Source organism: Halomonas campaniensis (genome assembly GCF_002211105.1).
GTDB classification, from domain to species: domain Bacteria; phylum Pseudomonadota; class Gammaproteobacteria; order Pseudomonadales; family Halomonadaceae; genus Vreelandella; species Vreelandella campaniensis_A.
Map to the genome: position 1 here is coordinate 1 of NZ_JPUA01000037.1, position 20712 is coordinate 20712.

Sequence of the window (20712 nt, forward strand, 5' to 3'; positions counted from 1 at the left end):
GGTGGTGATCTCCGGCGGCCGCGGGATGGGCAACGGCGAAAACTTCAAGCTGCTCGACGGCATTGCCGACAAGCTGGGGGCTGCCATCGGTGCTTCCCGTGCCGCGGTAGACGCAGGCTTTGTGCCCAACGATATGCAGGTCGGCCAGACCGGCAAGATCGTCGCGCCGGATCTGTATATCGCCGTGGGCATTTCCGGTGCCATCCAGCATCTGGCGGGCATGAAAGACTCCAAAGTGATCGTCGCGATCAATAAAGACGACGAAGCACCGATTTTCCAGGTGGCGGATTACGGCCTGGTGGGCGATCTGTTTGAGATCCTGCCGGAGCTTGAGAGCAAGGTGTAAGCGCATCTAAAAGCAGTTCACGGAAGGCCCCAATCGGGGCCTTTTGCAGATTACCTCACAATAACAACCAGCGAGTTGCCCATGCTAACGCGCCTAACCGCTTCATTAACCCTGCCGGTGATCGGTTCACCCATGTTTATCGTCTCCGGGCCTGAGCTGGTGATTGCCCAGTGCCAAGCGGGCATTCTGGGTGCTTTCCCCGCGCTCAACGCCCGACCTGCTGACGTATTACGTGAGTGGTTACAGCAGATCACTCAAACCCTGGCCGACTATGATGCGCAGCACCCCGAACAACCCTCAGCACCCTTTGCGGTCAACCAAATCGTGCACCCCACCAATGATCGCCTAGAACACGATGTCGCGCTATGCGCCGAGTTCAAGGTGCCGCTGGTGATTACCAGTCTGCACGCGCCTAATCAAGTGGTGGAAAAGGTGCACGCCTATGGCGGGCTGGTGTTTCATGATGTGACCACGTTGCGACATGCCAAGAAAGCGATTGAGGCGGGGGTCGACGGGCTGATACTAGTCTGCCACGGTGCGGGCGGGCATGCCGGGCGGTTAAATCCCTTTGCGTTTGTGGCGGAGGTGCGTCGCTTTTACGACGGCCCGTTAGTGCTGGCGGGGGCGATTAGCAAAGGCGAACAGATCGTTGCCGCCCAGGCGCTGGGAGTAGAGTTGGTGTATATGGGCACGCGTTTCATTGCCACCCAAGAGGCAAACGCCCAAGCGGACTATAAACAGATGGTGCTCGACGCAGCGGCAGGCGACATTGTCTATACCAACCTGTTTACCGGCGTGCACGGTAACTATCTACGGCAAAGTATCGAACAGGCAGGATTAGATCCTGATGCGCTACCTGAAGGCGATAAAACCGCTATGCGCTATGGTTCAGGGGGGAGCAGTAAGGCAAAAGCGTGGCGGGATATCTGGGGTGCGGGGCAGGGCGTCGGTGGCATAAGATCTATGCACAGCGTGGCCGAAGAAGTGGCCACGCTGAGTGCAGATTATCAAAAAGCGCTGGATCAATTTCGGCGACTTTAACGAAATGCCGCCGCTCTCAGGCAACAGTTAACAGCTCGCTGACCGTTTCGAGATGATAGTCGCTGTCTCCCAGGTAGTGATCGAACATTACCAGATGCTTAGCGTAGTTCGCGACATAGCACTCTTCGGTCATACCCATCGCCCCATGCAGCTGGATCGCCTGTTCGGCAATAAAGCGAGCCGACTCGCCACAGTAGGCTTTGGCCGCGGCAATTTTGTAATCCCGTTCGCTGGCAGGGAGTGCGAGGCTAGTGGCGGCTAAAATTGCCATGGAGCGGGACTGCTCCAGGTGCAGGTGCATATCTACCATACGGTGCTGAAGCGCCTGAAAGGTGGAAAGCGGTACGCCAAACTGCTTGCGCTCTTTTAAATAAGCGAGCGTTTGGTCGCAGGCCTCCTCCATTGCACCGATGGCTTGGGCGCAGAGCGCTGCCCGGCCAACGGCCAGCACCTCTGCTAGTACATAGCTAACATCTTCACTCAGGCAGTTGGTTAACGGCAGCGTGACGCTCTCCAGGGTCAGATCACCGGCGGGCTGATCGTCGATAGTGCGGTAGAGGTGGGTAGCTGTGCCCGGGGCATCAGCGGGCACAATAAACAACCCTAGCTTGCCGTTAGCTAATCGGGCGCTGACCAGCGTACCCGCAGCGGCTTCAAGGTTCAGTACCACGTCTTTTCTGCCGGTTAGCTGCCATTGGTCGTCTTGCTGGGTAGCCTGGGTAGCTACCGTAAAGGCGTCGTAACGGGCGCCAATCTCCTGCCAGGCAAGCGCCAACTGATGCTCACCTTCAAGTAGTGGGGCTAGCCATCGGGTTTGCTGTTCGCTGTTGGCGGTAACGGCCAGCAGTTGGCCGGGCAGCACTAGGCCAGCCAGATAGGGCTCGGGCACTAAGCCGCGGCCCAAAGCCTGCATAATAATCATCAGGTCGGTGCCATCGCCCCCTAGCCCGCCCACGTCTTCGCTGAAGGGCATATGCAGCAAACCCAGCTCGGCAAAGGTGCGCCATAGTGCAGAAGCGCGGTTTGGAGCAGCGGCCAGCATAGCGCGGCGCTGCTCGGCGGAAACCTGGTCGGCCACCAAACGGGTGAGCGTCTCTTCGAGCATGCGCTGCTCGTCGGTTAAAGCAAAATCCATGGTGACCTCACATATTTAGAATGGTTTTGGCGACGATACTTTTTTGTATTTCATTGGCGCCGCCATAAATCGACAGCTTGCGACGGTTGAAGTACTGGGCGCTGGCTGCCGCACTTTGGGCACGCTCATCATCCAGGCTGTCGTCGCCATGCAGGAAGTCGGGAAAGAACGGCAGCGCAGCAGGGCCCAGGGCGCGTCGGGTAAGCTCGCTTAGCTCCTGGCGAAGCTCCGAGCCACGTACTTTCAGTAGCGAGCTCTCTGCGCCGGGTACACCGCCATCTCGGGCAGCGGCAATCACGCGCAGGTTGGTCACTTCCAGCGCCATTAGTTCGAGTTCCGCTTTCACCACCCGCTGACGGAAGCTGGGTAGCTCCAGCAGCGGTTTACCGCGATGTTGAATCCGGCTCGCCAGGGACTTCAAGTGGCGCAGCGCCTGCTTGGCGTGACCAAGTCCGGCAATCCCGGTACGCTCATGGGTGAGCAGAAACTTAGCGCATGTCCAGCCCTGGCCCTCTTCACCGACCCGGTTCTCTACGGGTACGCGCACGTTATCTAAAAAGATTTCGTTAACTTCGTGGGCACCATCAAGGGTAATAATTGGCCGTACGGTGATACCCGGTGTCTGCATATCAATCAACAGAAAGCTGATGCCCGCCTGCTTCTTGGCGGCTGGGTCGGTGCGTACCAGGCAGAACAGCATGTTGGCGTGCTGGCCCAGGGTGGTCCAGGTTTTCTGACCATTGACGATATAGTGGTCGCCATCGCGAACGGCGCGGGTATTTAGACCTGCTAAATCAGACCCAGCGCCGGGCTCTGAGTAGCCTTGGCACCACCAATCCTGATTGCTCAAAATGCGCGGCAGGTAGTGCTGTTGCTGCTCGACACTGCCGAATTTCATGATGACGGGGGCCACCATATTAACGCCGAAGGGAACGACCGTAGGCGCATGGGCTGCGGCACACTCTTCGTCGAAAATATGCCGCTGTACCGGCCCCCAGCCTGGGCCGCCAAACTCTTTTGGCCAGTTAGAGGCTAGCCAGCCCTGTTCGCTGAGGATGCTCTGCCAGCGCAGGTGATCATCTGCACGCAGGTGGCGTCCTTGGCGTACGCGTTCGCTAATATCGCTGGGCAGTGCATCGGCTAGAAAGCGGCGTACCTGTTCGCGAAATGCCTGCTCTTCGGGGCTAAAGGTGAGGTTCATGGGCTATACATCCTTAGCTGCAGTTGAGAGCGTGGCCTGGCGGTGTGGCCCTCCTAGGTGACGTGGATAGCCAAACGCTTCCACTGCGAGCAAATCGAGGTCACTTTCCCGGTAGCAGAAGCCCTGTTTCGCCATATTGACACTCAGCTGTTCAAGCGCTGACTGCCTTTCACTGGTCGGGGCTTGCTGAGTGGCAGCATGCATCGCACGAAGCATGCTTTTTTGCTGGCTGACCACGATGTTTAGACGCAGCGCTTTAAGCGTCAGTGCGGCTCGCTGCTGAATAAGTGGTTCTGCGCTTACGTTGATTAGCTCAGCGATATGGCCGTTTTCAGCAATGATCAGGCTTAGCGCACTATCTTTGGAACTGGCGCTGTCGCTGCCGGCGCCAATCTCTTCCAGTGCGATAACCGGGCGCGCCTTGCCCGAATCTCTGGGGGCATTGGGCGCTAGTAGGCAAAGTTCGGTGGCCTCGTCGGGTGCGCTGGTTAAGCTAATACCCGCCTTTTGCGCGGCTTTTTGAAGGCGTACAAAGAGCGGATGCTCACCAATCAGTGCAACGTGTTTAAAAGCACTGGCTTTCTCAACATCGGGCACCAGGTGCGGGCTGCGTGCGGCAAAAAAGAGATGAATAAGCCCGGCGCGCTGGGGGGAGTCCATACAGGCTAGAAACAGCTCTCGCTCGCGGCGCAATCCGGCCTCAAGTGACTCGGCATCCACGCAGGCCTGAATCGCTTCGACAATGCGAAACGGTGAAAACAACTCGGGAGATTGCTGGTTAAGATGTTCCAACGTTTTAGTGATGGCCTGGGAATCCGCCGCCGGGGCAGGAAGTTGGCCGGTGATACGGGGCGTTTGGGCGTCTGCCAGCACTTCCTGGGCGGCGGCTAAACCCGCTTCAAGAGGCGTTTTGGCGTCGCTAATGGCGTCGATGATGCCCGCCTCAAGCGCTTCTTCAGCCTCCACAAAGCGACCGCTGGTAATCATCTCTAACGCCCGCTCAACGCCAACTAAGCGTGGCAAACGTTGTGTGCCACCGGCGCCAGGCAGTAGGCCAAGCTTTACCTCTGGTAGCCCTACGCGGGTTCCTGCCAGCGCGATTCGGTAGTGGCAACCGAGTGCTACTTCCAAACCGCCGCCCAGGGCCGTGCCGTGCAGGGCGGCGATCAGCGGTTTTGGGCAGGCTTCCAGGTGGGTAATCACATCGGGCAGGAGGGGAGCTTGGGGCGGCTTGCCAAACTCACGTATATCCGCCCCGGCAATAAACGTGCGGCCATCGGCCAGCACGACCAGCGCTTTCGCATCTGTGTCGGCAATACCCTCTTTGAGCGCGTTGACTAAGCCGCTGCGCACGCCCTGACCCAGGGCATTAACCGGCGGGTTAGCAATTTGGATAACGCCTATATCACCGTGGCGCTGGTAGTGAACGGACATAGTTAGGCTCTCGTATTTCGCATGATAATGAATTAAAAAATAACCCTGGCGCTCTATCTGTTACGCAGCAGAGGCGCTTTGCGTACGCCGATGGTGGCGCTGGCTTAAGCGCGCCATCAACACGCCGGGCACTAGTGCAGCAAGCGCAAGGCCGATCAGTTCCCACTGGCTAAGGGGGATCATTCCACCGCCAGGCAGTGCCAGTAATAGTCCCGCGACCAGTACCAGGGCGCGAATAATGATCTCCTGCAGCGCGCCATAGCCCAGTCGCCCAACGCCCATCAAGTAGCCTTGCATGGCGGAGGCAAACAGAATGATGCCGAGCACGGCCTGGATAAACACGGCCACGATCACCAGCGGTGCGCCCTGCATAATCAACGCCGGATTAAGCACAAAGAGGAAGGGGATAAAGTAGATCACGCTACCCAGGCGCATGGCCTGCAGACCCGTTTCCATGGGCCGGGCACCGGCCACGGTGGCGGCGGCAAAGGCACCGAGTGCGACCGGCGGAGTAATGAAACTCAGCATGCCCCAGTAAAGGATGAACATATGCACCGCCATGGGATCCAGCCCTCCGCCTTGAATCAGCGCGGGAGCTAGCGCAACGGCGAGGAAAATATAGGCGGCAGTCACGGTCATGCCAATGCCGAGCACGAAACTGGTCACGGCGCCCATAATCAGCAGGAGCGGCACGCTGCCGCCGGCAATATTGATAAAGTCGTTAGCGATGGTGCCAGAAAGACCGGTCATCGAAAGCGCACCGACCAGCATGCCCACGCCGGCCAAAATAGCGATGAGCTCGGCAAATAGCTTGGCGGCAGACGACAGCGTATCGGCCACGTCTTTCCAGCCCCAGCGGTTATGCTTGGAAAGCTGGTTGAGCACTAACAGCAGCGCGGTGGCGTAAAACGGCGCTACGGCTTCGCGCTGCATAATCAGCAGCATCCAGACTAATAACGCGAAGACAAAAATAAAGTACCACCCCTCTTTGAGGGTTTGCCAAAGCGAAGGCAGCTCAACGGCGGGTAGGCCTTTAATATCGTGGCGGGCAGCGTAGGCATCAATCTGAATAAACAGACCCAGGAAATACAGAATCGAAGGAATGGCGGCGGCCAGCGCCACAGCGGAGTAGGGGATGTCCAGAAACATCGCCATGACAAAAGCAGTAGCACCCATAACAGGGGGCATCAATACACCGCCGGTTGAGGCGCAGGCTTCTACACCACCGGCAAAGGAGCGGCTCATGCCGATACGACGCATGGCGGGAATCGACAGCACGCCGGTGGTGAGTACGTTACTGATCACGCTGCCGCTCATGGAGCCCATCAGGCCGCTGGAAAAAATCGACACCTTAGCGGGACCGCCCCGTACATGGCCCAGCAGCGCAAAGGCCAGATTAATAAAAAACTTACCGCCGCCGCTTTTCTGCAGCACGACACCAAACACCAAAAAGCCAATCACCAGGCCCGCGAATGCCTGCAGCGGCACCCCCATGATGCTTTCGGTGCTCATGGTGTGGTACATGGCGGTTTGTTCAAGGGTGGAAGGAAACGCCTGGATAGGGCCGGGGACGATATCGGCCACCAGCGGATAGAGCGAGAATACCCCGGCAATAATCGCAATGGGTAAACCACCCGCCCGGCGTGCTGCTTCGATAATCAGCAGCCAGTAGGCATAGCTGGCATAAATAGCGATTTGAGGCGCAGAAAAAGCCCAGCCGCGCTCCAAAATGGGCACAGCGTTGTAAACAAAATAGCCGCCAACGATAAGTGTGATGGCGCTCAGCGTGTAGTCATACCAGGGAATGGGCTGCTCTTGTTGGCGACTGCGCATGGGCCAAAGCAAAAACACCAGCGGTAGCAGCAGCGCCACAACGGCGTAGTAGAACTGCGTCTCCAGACCCGTAACGAACGTCAGTAAGCCAAGGTTAAACAGATAATCCAGGGTCATCGCCATCAAAATGACGGTAACCGTGGCGGGTATCCAGCGCAGCGCAGGGGGAAGCTGACGAATTTGGCTGATCTTTTCTTTAACCTGCTGATGATTGGCAGGTGAGGTATCTGAGGTCATGGGAGGCATCCGTCAATCAGCAGGGGGCGGCAAGTACCGCCCCGTGGTGTATCACTCAAAGATCGGCTCGAAACCGGCATCGCTAAGCGCGGCGGCACGGGCTTCCATCCAGTCGGCAGTAAAGGTCTCATCATTACTGGGGGCGTCTTGCATAAAGTCTTCCCAGGCGGTTAACAGCACGTTCTGGCGTTCAACGAGCTTGTCCTGATGAGCCTGCATTTCATCAGTCCATACGTCGATCTCTTTGTAGTACTCCACGACCGCATCGTGGAACGGCACTACCCACTGAAGGTCTTGCTGTTCCAAGGCGTAGCCAAGCGCCCCAGGGGCGTTATCTTTATAGTCGTCAAAATTTTCCTGCATGGCTTTGATCAGGCCATAAGCCACGTTGTCGTCCAGGTCTTGGTTGGCCACAACAATAGGATAAGGGTAGCTAGCGCTGGGCACCGGGTTTTCGGCGCTGATGCCGCCTGCCCCGGAAGTGACTTCGTGAGGGCGGAAGTAGGGCGCCACCGCAGCCATACGCTCCCAGCCGGCTTCGTCGTTGGGGTCAAGCACCGGCCAGCTAATGCCGCGGGGGCTACTGGCCAACTGCTGGGCGGGCGGGGTCACCGTTGTGGTGAAGGAGGCATCCACATCGCCAGCGATAATGCCGTCGAACGAGCGGCCGTAGCCGGGGTAATCAACTCGCTCTACGTCATCCCAGGTTAAACCGCCGAAGGCGAGGTACGCCTCTGTGCCTTTATTGAGCGCATCGTCGCCGCGGATATAGGCGATGCGTTTGCCCGCCAAGTCAGCGGGCGTTTCAACGTCCAAGTCGCCCGCGACTGCCAGGGAGAGGCCAAAAGAGGCGGTGGAAGTGGTAATCACGCGTAGTGGCTGAGGGCCCCAGTCACGGTCGGCAAACATCATTACACCTTCCGCGCCGTAGTAGCTGGCGATCCCGCAGGCGCAAAGGTCAACGCGGCCCTGCTTGAGTGGCGTCATGCGTGATACATCGTTATCACCTGGCAGAATACGTACAGACGAATTGTATTTGTTCTGCAGCATATTGCCGATGGCGACGGCTTGGGCATAACCACTTGAGTTGGTGCCATAGGCTGTCCAGGCCATGGTGCCGGGCAGTTCAATTTCGTTGGCATGGCTGACTGCTGCGCCGAGTAGCGATAAAGGTAAGGCGGCAATAAGTAGGCGTTGAGCGAAGGGGCGCATTGGGATGCTCCTTTATTGTGGTTGTAGTGACGTTGATGGTGACGTTTAGTTGCTGGTTATTTGATTGAGGGTGTTTTGCTATGCGGTATTGTATTTTGCTAAATGGTCGAGTGATAGTAGAGAAGCCGCTGGGTGGCTGTCAATGCTGTTGTTAGCAGCGGTGCCCGTTGGTTAACAACAGGCATAAAAAAACCAGACAAAAGCCTGGTTTTTCAGAGCGGTAGCGAGAGCAATACAGTTAAGAAAACTCACGCCAAGCAGCGTAGGTGCTTAGAAATACCCGCCCGGTAAGCGCATCCAGAAAGTCACTCTTCTTAAGCTGATCCATCACCGGGCCTTTGACCTCGGATAAATGCAGTTTTACATCGGAGTCTTTTAAACGGGCGTTGATCGCATCCAGGCTCTCAAGCGCCGAGGCATCTATCAGGTTAACCGCCGAACAGATCAGCACAACGTGCTCAAGTTCGGGGTGACTCGCCACCAGGTTATAAACGGTGTCTTCCAAATAGCGGGCATTGGCAAAATAGAGGCTTTCATCGATGCGCAGCAGGGCAACGGTATTGACCGTTTCGACATCGTGGCGGGTGGTGTTTCTAAAGTGTTCGGTACCGGGCACGCGACCCACCAAGGCGCTATGGGGGCGGCTGGTGCGGTACAGAAATAGCGCAATAGAGAGCGTCACTCCGCTGATGATGCCGGCTTCAACGCCTTCGCAAAGCGTGAGTAGAATCGTCACCGCCATGGCGGCAAAGTCGCTGCGGGAGTAGCGCCAGGTTTGGCGCAGCATGGGAATGTCTACCAGCGTCAAAATCGAAACGGTAATCGTCGCGGCCAGAGTGGCGATGGGCAGATAGTAGAGCCAACCGGTAAATGACAGGGTGACCAGCGCAATACCTAGTGCCGCAAAGGCACCAGCCGCAGGTGTTTGTGCCCCTGCATCGTAGTTAATAACGGTGCGGGACAACCCCCCGGTTACCGGCATGCCGCTGGAAAGTCCGGCGGCTAAATTACTGGCACCCAGGCCCACAAGTTCCTGATTGGGAGAGATGCGCTGGCGCCGCTTAGCGGCCAGCATCTGGCCCATGGAAACCGACTCCACAAAGCCGACCAGGCTAATCAGTAGCGCTGGGATTAACAGTGCCCGCCATAGCGAGTAGTCAGCCCAGGGAAAACTAAACGCGGGTAACCCCCCAGGAATTTGCCCCACCACGTCGACGCCTCTATCGGCCAACTGCCAATGCCAGGTCACCAGGGTGGTAATTACGACGGCAAACACCGGCCCCGCTTTAGCGATCAAGTCCGCCAGGGTGCTTGGCAGGCCCATCCTGATCAGGGTGGCTTTACCATAGCGGCGCATAGCGATTAAAAACAGTAGGGTTCCACCGCCGATCAGTAAAGTGGCTACGTTAAAGGTGTCTAAATTGGGTACCAGCGTGATAAAGCGCTCTACCAAGGTAAAGCCACTGCTCTCAACCCCTAACAAACTGCCAAGTTGGCTAGCGGCGATCAAAATGCCCGATGCCGTCAAGAAGCCTGAGATAACCGGGTGGCTCAGGAAATTGCTGAAAAAGCCCATTTTCAGCAGCCCCATCACGACCAGCATGCCACCGGAAAGTAGTGACAGGATCAGCGCTGCCTGTAAATAGGTCTCCGTGCCCGTGGCTGCTACTGAGGAGAGCGCGGCACCGGTCATCAGCGCGATAATTGCCACCGGCCCGACCGCGAGGGTTTTGCTGGTACCAAACAGGGTATAGAACAGTTGAGGCAGTATACTGGCGTAGAGGCCCACCACCGCGGGTAGCCCGGCCAGCAGCGCATAGGCCAGCGATTGGGGAATGACCATCACGGTGACAATCAAGCCCGCCAAAAGATCGGCCCCCAATAGGCGTTTATGGTAGTGGGGTAGCCAAGTCAGGATCGGCAAATAGCGCTTTAGCATGGATTCCATGTGTTGTAGAAATGGCAGAATAGAGAGAGTAAGGGATATTCCTATTTATTGCAGTGCTTATATTCATTTGCACTGCGCTAACCTAATGATGGCCAAGCGCTTATAGGCCTTCGGTCTTCCCCCAAAGTGCTACTTCTTTCATCAGCGTAACACGCTAAGCTTAGCCGCAAAGAGGAGTTAAGCCCCCCGCTAATAGGGGTTTCGATACTCAATAATGTCAATAACAGAGTACTGCTCATGCGCTTACTGCGACTGTTTGTTCCGGTGCTATTCGTAGCGCTGTCTATAGGGCTTGCTGCACAAGGTGGCCACTGGTGTTATTTGGCGCTCTTTTTTTCCGCACTGGGGGGTGGCGCTGTGCTACTCAATGCGCTGGAAGGTGTGTACCGAGCCGACCAGCGTCGCCTTGAGCAGCGTCAGCGTGGTTTTAAACCGCTACGCGATTACCGTTCGCTACGTGCCATGGCCTACCGGTTGATGAACCGCGCCAGCAGCACTGCGATTGCCTCGGCAGAAGTGTCGCACTACGCCGACCTGATGGATCAGCGTCTAACCAAACAAGAGACCATGGCCCGTGAAGCTTCATCGAGTATGACGGCCATTAATGCAGCCATTATGCAGGTGAGTGCCAGCGCCAGCCAAGTGGCGGCGCTGGCAGAGAGCGCCCGGGAAGCCAGTCATCACAACCATGCAGAGCTGGACGATATTATCCAGGACATGAGCGACGTTGCTGAACGCTCCAACCAAGCGCTGGAAATGCTCACAGCGCTGAACGATAAAATTGAGCGTGTGCGCAGCGTCACCTCCATGATTGAGGATATCGCCGAGCAAACGCATCTACTTTCGCTCAATGCGTCTATCGAGGCGGCGCGCGCAGGTGAACACGGCAGAGGGTTTGCGGTGGTCGCTGGCGAAGTACGCAACCTTGCGCTGAAAACCTCCACAGCCACGCAGAGTGTCGATGAACTAGTCAAAGATATGCATGTAAGTGGCCAAACGGTGGTCGATACCATTGGCGATCTAATGACCCGGGTTAGCGAGCGTTCAAAAGGCTTGCAGGGAGTAGGAAATAGTCTGGGTACAATGACCCAAGAGTTCGACCAGGTGCAGAGCGAAATCACCCGGGTTGCCGACGCAATGGAGAATACTCGCCAGCATAGCCAAACCGTGGCGGACAGCCTGAGCCAACTAGAAGACGATGTAGATGAAGGCAACCGCAATATGCACGATTTGGCCGAACAGGCCCGCGCATTGATGGAGGCGGCGGAAGGCGTCGACGGTGAACTGGCGCAGCAGCATTTAGAGGGACGCCACCAGCAGGTGTTCCACGCTGCACGATCAACCGCCGACAAGTTGGGTAAGCTGCTGGAGAAGGCGATTGCCAGCGGCGAGCTTTCAGGCACCCATCTGTTCCAGCCTCACTATGAGCAGATTCCCGGTACGCAGCCGCCGCAATATAAAACCGGTTTTGACAGCTTCACCGATCGCTATCTGCCCGAACTGCAGGAGCCTTTACTCACTCAGCTGAATTTAAGTTATGCCATTGCCTGTGACCGTAATGGCTATGTACCGACCCATAACAAAGCGGTGAGCCTCGCGCCAACCGGTGACTACGCCCACGATTTAAAATTCTGTCGCAATAAACGGATTTTCGATGATCCGACCGGCAGCCGCTGTGGTGCTCATGAAAAGCCGCTGCTGCTACAAACCTACAAGAGAGATACCGGCGAGATCATGCATGACCTCTCAGTCCCGGTGTATGTACAGGGTAAGCATTGGGGCGGCTTCCGGGTCGGCTACCAGCCTGAACGAGACAGTGTGTCGTCGCCTATGCCTCAAGCTGCTGCCGATGCTAATGGATCACCGCCGTTGGCATTAACTGGTCGCAGCGTAGCGCGGGCGTGATTGCCACGCTGACCAGGAGTAAAGCGCGAGCCCGATCCAAATAAGCACGAACGTTGCCAGCTGTATAACGCCCAGGGGCTCGCCGAACACGGTTAAGGCAATCAGAAACTGAATGCTGGGGTTGATGTACATCAAAAAGCCCAGGGTCGCCAAACGCAACCGGCGTGCCGCGCCGGCAAAGGCCATTAACGGTAGCGCGGTCAAAACGCCACTGGCGATCAGCAGGCCAGTCGAGGACGAATCCTGTAGAAAGTGTGAGCTGCCGTTCCAGCTTAACCATGCTAAGGCGATCAGAGCGAGGGGGAATAGCAACAGGGTTTCTACAAACAGTCCGGATAAACCGTCCAGCGGCACCTGCTTACGAAACAGGCCATAACTGCCGAAGCTTAACGCCAGTAGTAAACTAATCCAGGGCAGCTCGCCAAGCATCACGAACTGCACTGCAATGGCCACACTGGCCAAGCCCAAGGCGACCAACTGCAGCTTGGCCATCACTTCCCGCAGTACCAGCATGCCGAGCGCGACGTTCACTAAAGGCGTTAAGAAGTAGCCCAGGCTCGCCTGCAATACCTGCTTTGACTCCACCGCATAAATATAGATACCCCAGTTAAACCCGATCAGTAGCGCGCAGGCCAACACCCGACCAAGCCGTTTGGGTTCGCCCAATGCAGTGACAACGGGCGGCCAGCGGCGCAGAAGGGTAATCAAACCAACCAGAAACAGACACGCCCAAATGATGCGGTGAATCAAGATTTCAAAGGCGGGAACGCCGTCGAATAGGGCAAAAAATAGCGGAAAGCAGCCCCACATGATGTAGGCGGTCAGCCCAAACGTAACGCCTTTGACGGCAGCAGGATCGCGTGTTGGAGTAGGAAGCATAGCAGCCTCATTATTTAAAGATGCTAATCTAGCATAAACGTTGCCTTGAGACTGACGAATTGGAGGTGTTAAGTGAGTCAACTTAGGAACACGCTAGTGCAGTGCGATCTGCGCTGGGAAGACCCCCAGGCCAACCACGCCCATCTTGAGCAGTTGCTGGGCGAGCTGGATAGCCGCGATACGGATCTTATTGTATTGCCTGAGATGTTTGCCACAGGCTTTACCATGAACTCCCGCGAAATGGCCCAGCCAATGGCAGAGAGTCAAAGCGTTGCCTGGCTACAGGCCCAAGCGAAGGCACGCAACTGTGTGATGACCGGCAGCGTGGCGATCGAAGAGGGTGGCGAGTTTTATAACCGGCTAATTTGGGCAACGCCGGAGGGGGCGTTGACCCACTACGATAAGCGCCATCTATTTCGTATGGCAGGCGAGCATGAGCGCTATGGCATGGGCAGTGAGCGCAAGGTGGTAGAGCTTAACGGCTTCAAGCTGCTGCTGAGCGTTTGCTACGACCTGCGTTTTCCGGTGTGGATGCGCCAGCAGCCAGCAGAGGGAGAGCATTTCGAGTATGATGCGCTGCTGTGTATCGCCAACTGGCCAGCACCCCGTCGTCACCCTTGGCGCACGCTGCTGCAGGCCCGTGCGGTCGAGAACCTAAGCTATGTCATTGGCGTAAACCGCGTTGGAGAAGATGCCAAAGGGCTTGCCTATAGTGGCGATTCCCTGTTGGTCGACTTCAAAGGCGAACCGCTCATTGATCAACCTGCCCATACCCCGTTTATAGAAACGGGCACGCTGGATAAAACTGCCCTTGATGCTTTTCGTGAAAAATTTCCTGCCTGGCAAGATGCCGACCACTTTCAACTGCTGCCAGGAGTGGGTTAATGATGCGCCTTGATCGCTTTTTGAGTGAGACCACACCGTTAACCCGTAGCCTGGCTAAGCGGGCACTCAAAAATGGTGAGGTAACCCTCAACGGCGAGCCGATCAAGCAGTCGGCGACCCAGATCGATACCGATAACGATGTGGTGGTGCTCAACGGCGAGCGGTTGGCGCTGGTTGGCTTGCGCTACATTATGCTGCACAAGCCCGTCGACGTTGAGTGCAATGCCCGCCGAGGACTCTATCAGCGCGCGATAGACCTGATAGATCTGTCCAAAGCCGATCGGTTACAGCCGGTAGGGCGGTTGGATGTGGATACCACGGGGCTGCTGCTGTTAACCGATGATGGCCAGTGGTCGCATCGTGTCACCTCGCCGCGCCATCGCTGCGCCAAAGTGTATATCGCTGAACTCGCGGAGCCTGTCGAAGGTGCCGCCGCCGAGTGGGCGATTGGCCAAGTGGCCGAGGGCATTATGCTGGATGGGGAAGAGACGCCGACGCAGCCCGCAATGTTGCGGTTTTTATCGCCCAACCAAGCGGAGTTGACCATTACTGAAGGGCGATACCATCAGGTGAAGCGAATGTTTGCTGCCTTGGGTAACCATGTGAATTCGCTGCACCGCAGCTCCATCGGGGACTTAGCCTTGGATGCCAACCTGGCGCCCGGTGAGTGGCGTGAATTAACCGCCAATGAAATCGCGCTTTTCTGAGTCAATGGTTTAACGCTTTAGCCGCTTCCTACTATGGCAAGCGGCTCTATTTTTGCTTCGATTTTATACCGTTATCTTACGGATTGACTCAACCTATTGCTAAACTTGAGTGCTCACAGAAAAAAAAGAGTTACCAGCTGCCTTCCGCCAGAGCAGTTAGCAGCATACGGCTTTTTAAGAGGTTAAGTGCGCAGCGGCAATCAGTGCTTGGGTGTAGGCGTGCTGTGGCGCTGAAAGAACCTCCAGGCAGGGGCCCTGTTCGACCACTTCGCCATCCTTGAGCACAATAATACGATGGGCCATGGCGCGGACCACGGCTAGGTCATGGCTAATAAACAGATAACTCAGCTGGCGGCGCACCTGTAGATCGCGCAACAGGGCGACCAGCTGTTTCTGGACGGTGCGATCTAACGCCGAGGTTGGCTCATCCAGCACCAGCAGTTCTGGTTCTAATATTATCGCTCTTGCTACAGCAATGCGCTGGCGCTGACCGCCGGAGAACTCATGTGGGTAGCGCGCGGCACAGCTCTCGGGCAAACCTACTTCGTGCAGCGTTTGTTTGACCCGCTGGGCGACTTCTTCAGTGGTGAGATGGGGGTAGTGAAAGCGCAAGCCCTCGCTGACGATATCAAACACCGGCATGCGGGGTGAAAGGGCGCCATAAGGGTCTTGAAATACCATCTGTAGGCGATGCCGGTGACGGCGTAACGCATCGCCGGTTAGGGCGCTGAGTTTATCACTGCCCAGCGTCACATCGCCTTGACTGGTGACCAGCCGCATGACAGCCGACGCTAGCGTGGTTTTACCCGAGCCGGACTCACCCACAATGCCCAGGGTTTCTCCCGGTGCAATGTGGAAATCAGTAGGTTGAAGCGCCACGAAAGCGGGCGGCTGGCGCTTGAATAAGCTGGTTTTAGGCCGCTTGAAACTGACGCTCAACTGACGTGCTGTCAGTAGCGGCGCTTTTTGCTCAATATCCTGGGGCCTCCCTTCCGGCTCTGCGGCTAGCAGCGCCTTCGTGTAATCGCTCTGCGGATGTTGAAAGACCTGCTCCACCGGGCCGATCTCCTGAATGCGGCCCTGGTACATGACGCAGATACGATCCGCATAACGGCGCACCAGGTTCAAGTCGTGGCTGATAAACAGCATCCCCATGCCATGGTGATCGCGCAGTTCACGCAGTAGAGCCAGAATCTCTTGCTGTACCGTGACGTCCAGTGCAGTGGTGGGCTCATCGGCAATGAGTAGTGAGGGATTGTTGGCGATCGCCATGGCAATCATGACCCGCTGGCGCTGCCCACCCGAGAGCTGGTGAGGCCAGGCATCCAGCAGCTCATCGGGTCGCGGCAACTTCACCTGCTCCAATAGCGCTTTGCTGCGTTGGCGGGCGGCCTCGCCACGCAGCCCCTGATGAAGGCGGAGCGCTTCGCCGATCTGCTTACCCACGCGATGCAGTGGGTTGAGGGAGGTCATCGGTTCTTGAAAGATAAAACCGACTCGATTACCGCGTATAGCGTTCCACTCACTTTCCGTTAAATTAGCCAGATTGGTATCACCCAGCCAGCGTTCACCTTTAACGCTGGCATTACTGGGCAGCAGGTTCACCATGCCCAGCGCCGATACCGATTTACCCGAGCCGGACTCGCCGACAATGGCGAGGGTTTCACCTGCTTGGAGGGTGAGTGAGAGTGAGTGAACCACCGGGGTGTTATCAAAGGTGACATCAAGATGTTCAATGCGCAGCAGGGGATTAGGCATGCTGACTCTCCTGGGCTGGGCCTGCTTGGCGCTGTTGTACGTGGCGGGGATCAAAGGCGTCACGCAAGCCCTCACCGATAAATACCAGCAGTGACAGCATGATGGCCAGGGTCATAAACGCCGTGATGCCCAGCCAAGGGGCGTGCAGATTGTTTTTGCCTTGGGCGGCAAGCTCACCCAGCGAGGGAGCACCCGGCGGCAGGCCGAAGCCGAGAAAATCAAGAGCAGTCAAGGTGCCAATAGCGCCGGTAAATAGAAAAGGAATAAATGTCAGCGTGGCGACCATGGCATTGGGTAGCACGTGACGCCACATGATCAGGCGTGACGGCAGCCCCATGGCTTTGGCCGCGCGCACATACTCCAGATTGCGCGCACGGAGGAACTCGGCACGTACGATGTCGACCAGGCCCAGCCATGAAAAGAGCAGCATAATCCCCAGCAACCACCAAAAACCCGGTTGTACAAAGCTGGCCAAAATAATCAGCAGGAACAGCACCGGTAAGCCGGACCAAATTTCAGTGAAGCGCTGACCGATTAAATCAACTTTTCCGCCAAAGTAGCCCTGTACACCGCCCACCACCACACCGACGACTAACGATCCTGCAGTGAGTACCAGGGCAAAGGCTACCGAGAGTCGAAAGCCATAAATCACCCGTGCGGTCACATCCCGGCCCTGGTCATCGGTGCCCAGCCAGTGGCGGCTATCTGGCGGTGCTGGAGAGGGGCGGGTCATATTCATATCCAGGGTCTGGTATGAAAACGGAACGATGGGCCATAGCGCCCAGCCGTGATCATCAATTTGTTGCTGAACAAAGGGATCCAGATAGTCCGTTCGGGTGGGTAGAAAACCGTCAAACTCTGTTTCTGGGTAGTCCACCAGCATGGGAAAGTACCACTGACCGTCGTACTGCATGATGATCGGTTTGTCGTTGGCTATTAGCTCGGCAAACAGGCTGAGGATAAACAGCGTGGCAAATAGCCAGAGTGACACCCGGGCACGGCGATTGGCTTTGAAAGCCGCCAGTCGACGGCGAGTGATCGGTGATAAACGTGATGATAAAGAGGCCATTATCACGACTCCCGTGTCGAAAAATCGATACGCGGGTCGACCCACACGTAAGTCAAATCGGAAATCAGCTTGAGGATTAAGCCGATGACGGTATACAGGAAGAGGGTGCCGAATATCACCGGGTAATCCCGCTGCATGACCGCCTCAAAACCGAGCAGGCCTAGCCCATCAAGGGAGAAGATAACTTCGATGAGCAGCGCGCCGGTGAAGAAAATACCGATCATGGCGGAGGGCAGACCCGCAATAATAATCAGCATGGCGTTGCGAAACACATGGCCGTAAAGCACGCGTCGCTCGTCGGCACCTTTGGCGCGTGCGGTCATCACATACTGCTTGTGTATCTCATCGAGAAAGCTGTTTTTGGTCAGCATCGTCAGCGTGGCAAAGCTGCCAATCGAGGCGGCGATCACCGGCAGCGTGATATGCCAAAAGTAGTCTTTGACTTTGCCCCAGGCTGAAAGCTGGTCGAAGTCGGGGGAGGTCAAACCGCGTAAAGGGAATAAGTCCCAGTAGGTGCCCCCGGCAAACAGCACAATGAGCAGGATGGCAAACAGGAAGCCTGGGATGGCATAACCAACAATCACTAAGCCCGACGACCAGACATCAAACCGGGAGCCGTGGCGCAGCGCCTTTTTAACCCCTAACGGGATAGAGATTAAATACACCAGCAGGGTCGTCCAGAGCCCCAGCGAAATAGAAACTGGCAGCCGCTCAATCATCAGCTCGATGACCGGGCGGTCACGGAAGAAACTGGTACCAAAATCGAGGGTGAGGTAGTCCGCCATCATGCCGATAAAGCGCTCGTGGGCGGGTTTGTCAAAACCAAACTGCTGCTCTAGCTGCTCGATAAAGCGCGGGTCAATTCCCCGGGCGCCCCGGGAGTCATCGCTGACCTGAACATCGGCGCCGCCCATATCCAGACGAGTGCTGGCCATGGCGTTGGCGCCTTCAAAACGCGCCAACATTTGATCAATTGGCCCGCCCGGCGCCGCCTGAACAATTATAAAATTGAGAAGCATAATCCCGAAAAGGGTCGGAATCATGAGCAGCAGTCGGCGTAAGGTATAACGGGCCACAGAGCACTCCGAGGTTTATGACGATGAAACCGTTGAGGATAAGCCGTTGCGATTAAGTCGTTGTCATTCAGCCAGCGTTAGCGGCCACGCTGACGGCGCTGCAGTTCTGCTTCACGGTCAGTGTCGACCCACCACGCATCCAGATCCATGGCATACTTTGGGAACGGTTCGGGGTAGCCGAACTTATCCCAAATGGCGATTCGGGTCTCCCCAGAGTGGTAGTGGGGAATGACATAAAATCCCCAGCGCAGCACCCGATCCAGCGCGTGCGTGGCGGTATCCAGCTCTTCGCGGCCACTAGCACTAATGATCTCCTCCACCAGAGCATCGACTGCCGGATGCGCCAGTGACATCCGGTTACGGCTTTGCGGTGCCTCGGCGGCGGCACTGGTCCAGAAGTCACGCTGCTCATTGCCCGGATTGTTCGACTGCGGGAAATGGCTGATCACTATGTCATAGTCATAATTGCGCTGCCGGTTTAAATATTGATTAATATCAACGATACGCAGCGATGTCTGCACCCCCAAGCGGGCCATGTTGCGAAGCATGGGTTGAACGACCCGTTCAAGGCCTGAGTCATAGAGCAATACTTCGAGGCTTAGCGGCCGTCCAGTCTCCTGATTGACCAGCACGCCGTCCTCTACGCGATAACCTGCCTCACGCAGCAGGTCGAGCGCTTTACGCAGCCTCTCGCGCAAATCAGTGGGCTGCTCAATGGGCAGCGGCTCGGTAAAGAGACGGTCAGAGCCGTGAGAGGCTATTAACGCTTCGCGGAAAGGCTCCAATAGGGCCAGCTCTTCTTCAGAAGGTAAGCCGGTGGCTTCCATTTCAGAGTTTTGGAAAAAGCTCTCGGTGCGCTGGTAAGTGCCGTAAAAAATATTGGTGTTGAGCCACGGAAAATCAAAGGTCAGGCTCAACGCTTCCCGCACCCTCGGATCCTGAAATTTCTCTTTACGAAGGTTGAAGACAAACGCCTGCATCATGGAGGGGTTCACATCAGGCACTGTTAGCCGCTTAACCAAGCCCTCTTCATAGGCTGGAAAATTATAGCCAATCGCCCAGGTGGCGGCGCGTGCATCGGTACGGAAGTCTGTCAGTCCCGCTTTAAAGGCTTCCCAGGCAATATCGCGGTCACGGTAGTAGTCGTAAACGATGCGATCAATATTGTAACGACCAACGTTGACCGGCAAATCCTTACCCCAGTAATTCTCATCGCGCTGGTAAACAATTCGCCGACCAGGGTCTACCTCGCTAATACGGTAGGGCCCGGAACCTGGGTGTGCTGCCAGCGTCGGCGAGGTGAAATCTCTGGGCTCCCAGTAATGGCGAGGAAGTATGGGCAGTTGGGCAACGATTAACGGCAGTTCCCGTGACTCGGTATCGTTAAAGGTAAAGCGTACCTGATGCTCATTCAGAGCGATGGCTTCTTCTACGCCAGCGTAGTAGCTGCCGTAAAACGGATTACCCTCTTCACGCAGCAAGTTAAGCGAGAACACCACATCGTAGGCGGTGACCGGTTCGCCATCCTGGAAGCGAGCTTCCGGCCGCAGATCGAACTCAATCCACTCCCTTTCCGGGTCAAGACGCACACCCTCAGCCAACAGGCCGTAAAGGCTAAAGGGCTCATTGGGGTTGCTGGCCATTAGGGTGTCGTAAATTTGTGAGATGCCGGTTACCGGCGTGCCACGAATGATAAACGGATTGGTCGAGTCAAAACTGCTCCCCACGGCAGTATGGGTGATGGTGCCGCCTTTGGGGGCCTGGGGATTTACATGGGGGAAGTAGGGGAAGCCAGCCTCTAGGGCAGGGCTATCGTAAAGCGATAGCCCGTGAACTGTTTCAACCGGTACGCCATTGTTTGCGTCTGTATTTAGATCGCCTACCACGTTGTTAGCGCTAGAGGTGGTGATAGACGAATCACTGCTAGACGTCGACTCTGACGCTATCGTTTCTGAAGCCAGTATCGATGCGTTGAACAGCAGGCCACTGATGAGTAGAAGCGATTTCGCAAAAAACAAACCACGCGGCATTGGAGACATCCCATGT

Annotated in this window: 16 protein-coding genes; 5 read left to right on the forward strand and 11 right to left on the reverse strand. The window is 56.4% G+C overall.

The window, feature by feature from the left end; genetic code table 11:
- Both JI62_RS17295 and JI62_RS17300 read left to right on the forward strand, forming a co-directional pair.
- Positions 1-346: FAD-binding protein (locus JI62_RS17295; RefSeq protein ID WP_205737548.1), on the forward strand; the 346-nt coding region annotated here is incomplete at its 5' end.
- An 81-nt stretch (positions 347-427) separates the two neighbouring features.
- The gene (locus JI62_RS17300; RefSeq protein WP_088701372.1) at positions 428-1387 is read left to right on the forward strand and encodes an NAD(P)H-dependent flavin oxidoreductase; all 960 of its coding nucleotides are present in this window, start codon (positions 428-430) and stop codon (positions 1385-1387) included.
- Positions 1388-1403: 16 nt separating this feature from the next.
- On the opposite strand, the gene JI62_RS17305 is transcribed toward JI62_RS17300, so the two are convergent.
- The 6 genes from JI62_RS17305 to JI62_RS17330 all read right to left on the reverse strand — a co-directional run bounded on the left by JI62_RS17305 (position 1404) and on the right by JI62_RS17330 (position 10378).
- Complete coding sequence (locus JI62_RS17305; RefSeq protein WP_088701373.1) at positions 1404-2522, reverse strand: acyl-CoA dehydrogenase family protein; 1119 nt, start codon at positions 2520-2522, stop codon at positions 1404-1406.
- A 7-nt stretch (positions 2523-2529) separates the two neighbouring features.
- Positions 2530-3723 carry an acyl-CoA dehydrogenase family protein gene (locus JI62_RS17310; RefSeq protein WP_088701374.1) on the reverse strand — a complete coding sequence of 398 codons (1194 nt, stop codon included), beginning with the start codon at positions 3721-3723 and terminating at the stop codon, positions 2530-2532.
- A 3-nt stretch (positions 3724-3726) separates the two neighbouring features.
- Positions 3727-5157 (reverse strand): enoyl-CoA hydratase/isomerase family protein, encoded by a 1431-nt coding sequence (locus JI62_RS17315; RefSeq protein ID WP_088701375.1) that lies wholly within the window; start codon positions 5155-5157, stop codon positions 3727-3729.
- A 60-nt stretch (positions 5158-5217) separates the two neighbouring features.
- The gene (locus tag JI62_RS17320; protein WP_088701376.1) at positions 5218-7227 is read right to left on the reverse strand and encodes a TRAP transporter permease; all 2010 of its coding nucleotides are present in this window, start codon (positions 7225-7227) and stop codon (positions 5218-5220) included.
- Between the two features lie 51 nt (positions 7228-7278).
- Positions 7279-8439 (reverse strand): TAXI family TRAP transporter solute-binding subunit, encoded by a 1161-nt coding sequence (locus JI62_RS17325; RefSeq protein ID WP_088701377.1) that lies wholly within the window; start codon positions 8437-8439, stop codon positions 7279-7281.
- Positions 8440-8677: 238 nt separating this feature from the next.
- Positions 8678-10378: a SulP family inorganic anion transporter gene (locus tag JI62_RS17330; RefSeq protein WP_088701378.1), complete on the reverse strand. Its 1701-nt coding sequence runs from the start codon at positions 10376-10378 to the stop codon at positions 8678-8680.
- Between the two features lie 246 nt (positions 10379-10624).
- Between JI62_RS17330 and JI62_RS17335 the strand changes: the two genes are divergently transcribed.
- Positions 10625-12292: a methyl-accepting chemotaxis protein gene (locus tag JI62_RS17335; protein WP_088701379.1), complete on the forward strand. Its 1668-nt coding sequence runs from the start codon at positions 10625-10627 to the stop codon at positions 12290-12292.
- Here JI62_RS17335 and rarD read toward each other — a convergent pair.
- Entirely contained in the window at positions 12263-13171 is a 909-nt protein-coding gene (rarD, locus tag JI62_RS17340; RefSeq protein WP_088701380.1) for an EamA family transporter RarD, read from the reverse strand. The genes JI62_RS17335 and rarD overlap by 30 nt on opposite strands.
- A 72-nt stretch (positions 13172-13243) precedes the next feature.
- Between rarD and JI62_RS17345 the strand changes: the two genes are divergently transcribed.
- Positions 13244-14056 (forward strand): amidohydrolase, encoded by an 813-nt coding sequence (locus tag JI62_RS17345; protein ID WP_088701381.1) that lies wholly within the window; start codon positions 13244-13246, stop codon positions 14054-14056.
- 2 nt (positions 14057-14058) lie between these two features.
- Positions 14059-14763: a pseudouridine synthase gene (locus JI62_RS17350; protein WP_088701742.1), complete on the forward strand. Its 705-nt coding sequence runs from the start codon at positions 14059-14061 to the stop codon at positions 14761-14763.
- Between the two features lie 174 nt (positions 14764-14937).
- On the opposite strand, the gene JI62_RS17355 is transcribed toward JI62_RS17350, so the two are convergent.
- The 4 genes from JI62_RS17355 to JI62_RS17370 all read right to left on the reverse strand — a co-directional run bounded on the left by JI62_RS17355 (position 14938) and on the right by JI62_RS17370 (position 20696).
- Complete coding sequence (locus tag JI62_RS17355; protein WP_088701382.1) at positions 14938-16521, reverse strand: ABC transporter ATP-binding protein; 1584 nt, start codon at positions 16519-16521, stop codon at positions 14938-14940.
- Positions 16514-17590 (reverse strand): ABC transporter permease, encoded by a 1077-nt coding sequence (locus JI62_RS17360; protein WP_088701383.1) that lies wholly within the window; start codon positions 17588-17590, stop codon positions 16514-16516. Before JI62_RS17360 ends, JI62_RS17355 begins: the two co-directional genes overlap by 8 nt.
- A 2-nt stretch (positions 17591-17592) precedes the next feature.
- Entirely contained in the window at positions 17593-18666 is a 1074-nt protein-coding gene (locus tag JI62_RS17365) for a microcin C ABC transporter permease YejB (RefSeq protein WP_088701384.1), read from the reverse strand.
- 77 nt (positions 18667-18743) lie between these two features.
- The gene (locus JI62_RS17370) at positions 18744-20696 is read right to left on the reverse strand and encodes an extracellular solute-binding protein (protein ID WP_088701385.1); all 1953 of its coding nucleotides are present in this window, start codon (positions 20694-20696) and stop codon (positions 18744-18746) included.
- Positions 20697-20712: the final 16 nt, after the last annotated feature.

Excerpts from the sequence above, each read along its gene's own strand:
- JI62_RS17310 (WP_088701374.1), bottom strand. The coding sequence starts at position 3,723 with ATGAACCTCACCTTTAGCCCCGAAGAGCAGGCATTTCGCGAACAGGTA.
- JI62_RS17355 (WP_088701382.1), bottom strand. The coding sequence starts at position 16,521 with ATGCCTAATCCCCTGCTGCGCATTGAACATCTTGATGTCACCTTTGAT.
- JI62_RS17300 (WP_088701372.1), top strand. The coding sequence starts at position 428 with ATGCTAACGCGCCTAACCGCTTCATTAACCCTGCCGGTGATCGGTTCA.
- JI62_RS17320 (WP_088701376.1), bottom strand. The coding sequence starts at position 7,227 with ATGACCTCAGATACCTCACCTGCCAATCATCAGCAGGTTAAAGAAAAG.
- JI62_RS17335 (WP_088701379.1), top strand. The coding sequence starts at position 10,625 with ATGCGCTTACTGCGACTGTTTGTTCCGGTGCTATTCGTAGCGCTGTCT.
- JI62_RS17315 (WP_088701375.1), bottom strand. The coding sequence starts at position 5,157 with ATGTCCGTTCACTACCAGCGCCACGGTGATATAGGCGTTATCCAAATT.
- JI62_RS17305 (WP_088701373.1), bottom strand. The coding sequence starts at position 2,522 with ATGGATTTTGCTTTAACCGACGAGCAGCGCATGCTCGAAGAGACGCTC.
- JI62_RS17330 (WP_088701378.1), bottom strand. The coding sequence starts at position 10,378 with ATGCTAAAGCGCTATTTGCCGATCCTGACTTGGCTACCCCACTACCAT.
- rarD (WP_088701380.1), bottom strand. The coding sequence starts at position 13,171 with ATGCTTCCTACTCCAACACGCGATCCTGCTGCCGTCAAAGGCGTTACG.
- JI62_RS17370 (WP_088701385.1), bottom strand. The coding sequence starts at position 20,696 with ATGCCGCGTGGTTTGTTTTTTGCGAAATCGCTTCTACTCATCAGTGGC.
- JI62_RS17360 (WP_088701383.1), bottom strand. The coding sequence starts at position 17,590 with ATGGCCTCTTTATCATCACGTTTATCACCGATCACTCGCCGTCGACTG.
- JI62_RS17325 (WP_088701377.1), bottom strand. The coding sequence starts at position 8,439 with ATGCGCCCCTTCGCTCAACGCCTACTTATTGCCGCCTTACCTTTATCG.
- JI62_RS17350 (WP_088701742.1), top strand. The coding sequence starts at position 14,059 with ATGCGCCTTGATCGCTTTTTGAGTGAGACCACACCGTTAACCCGTAGC.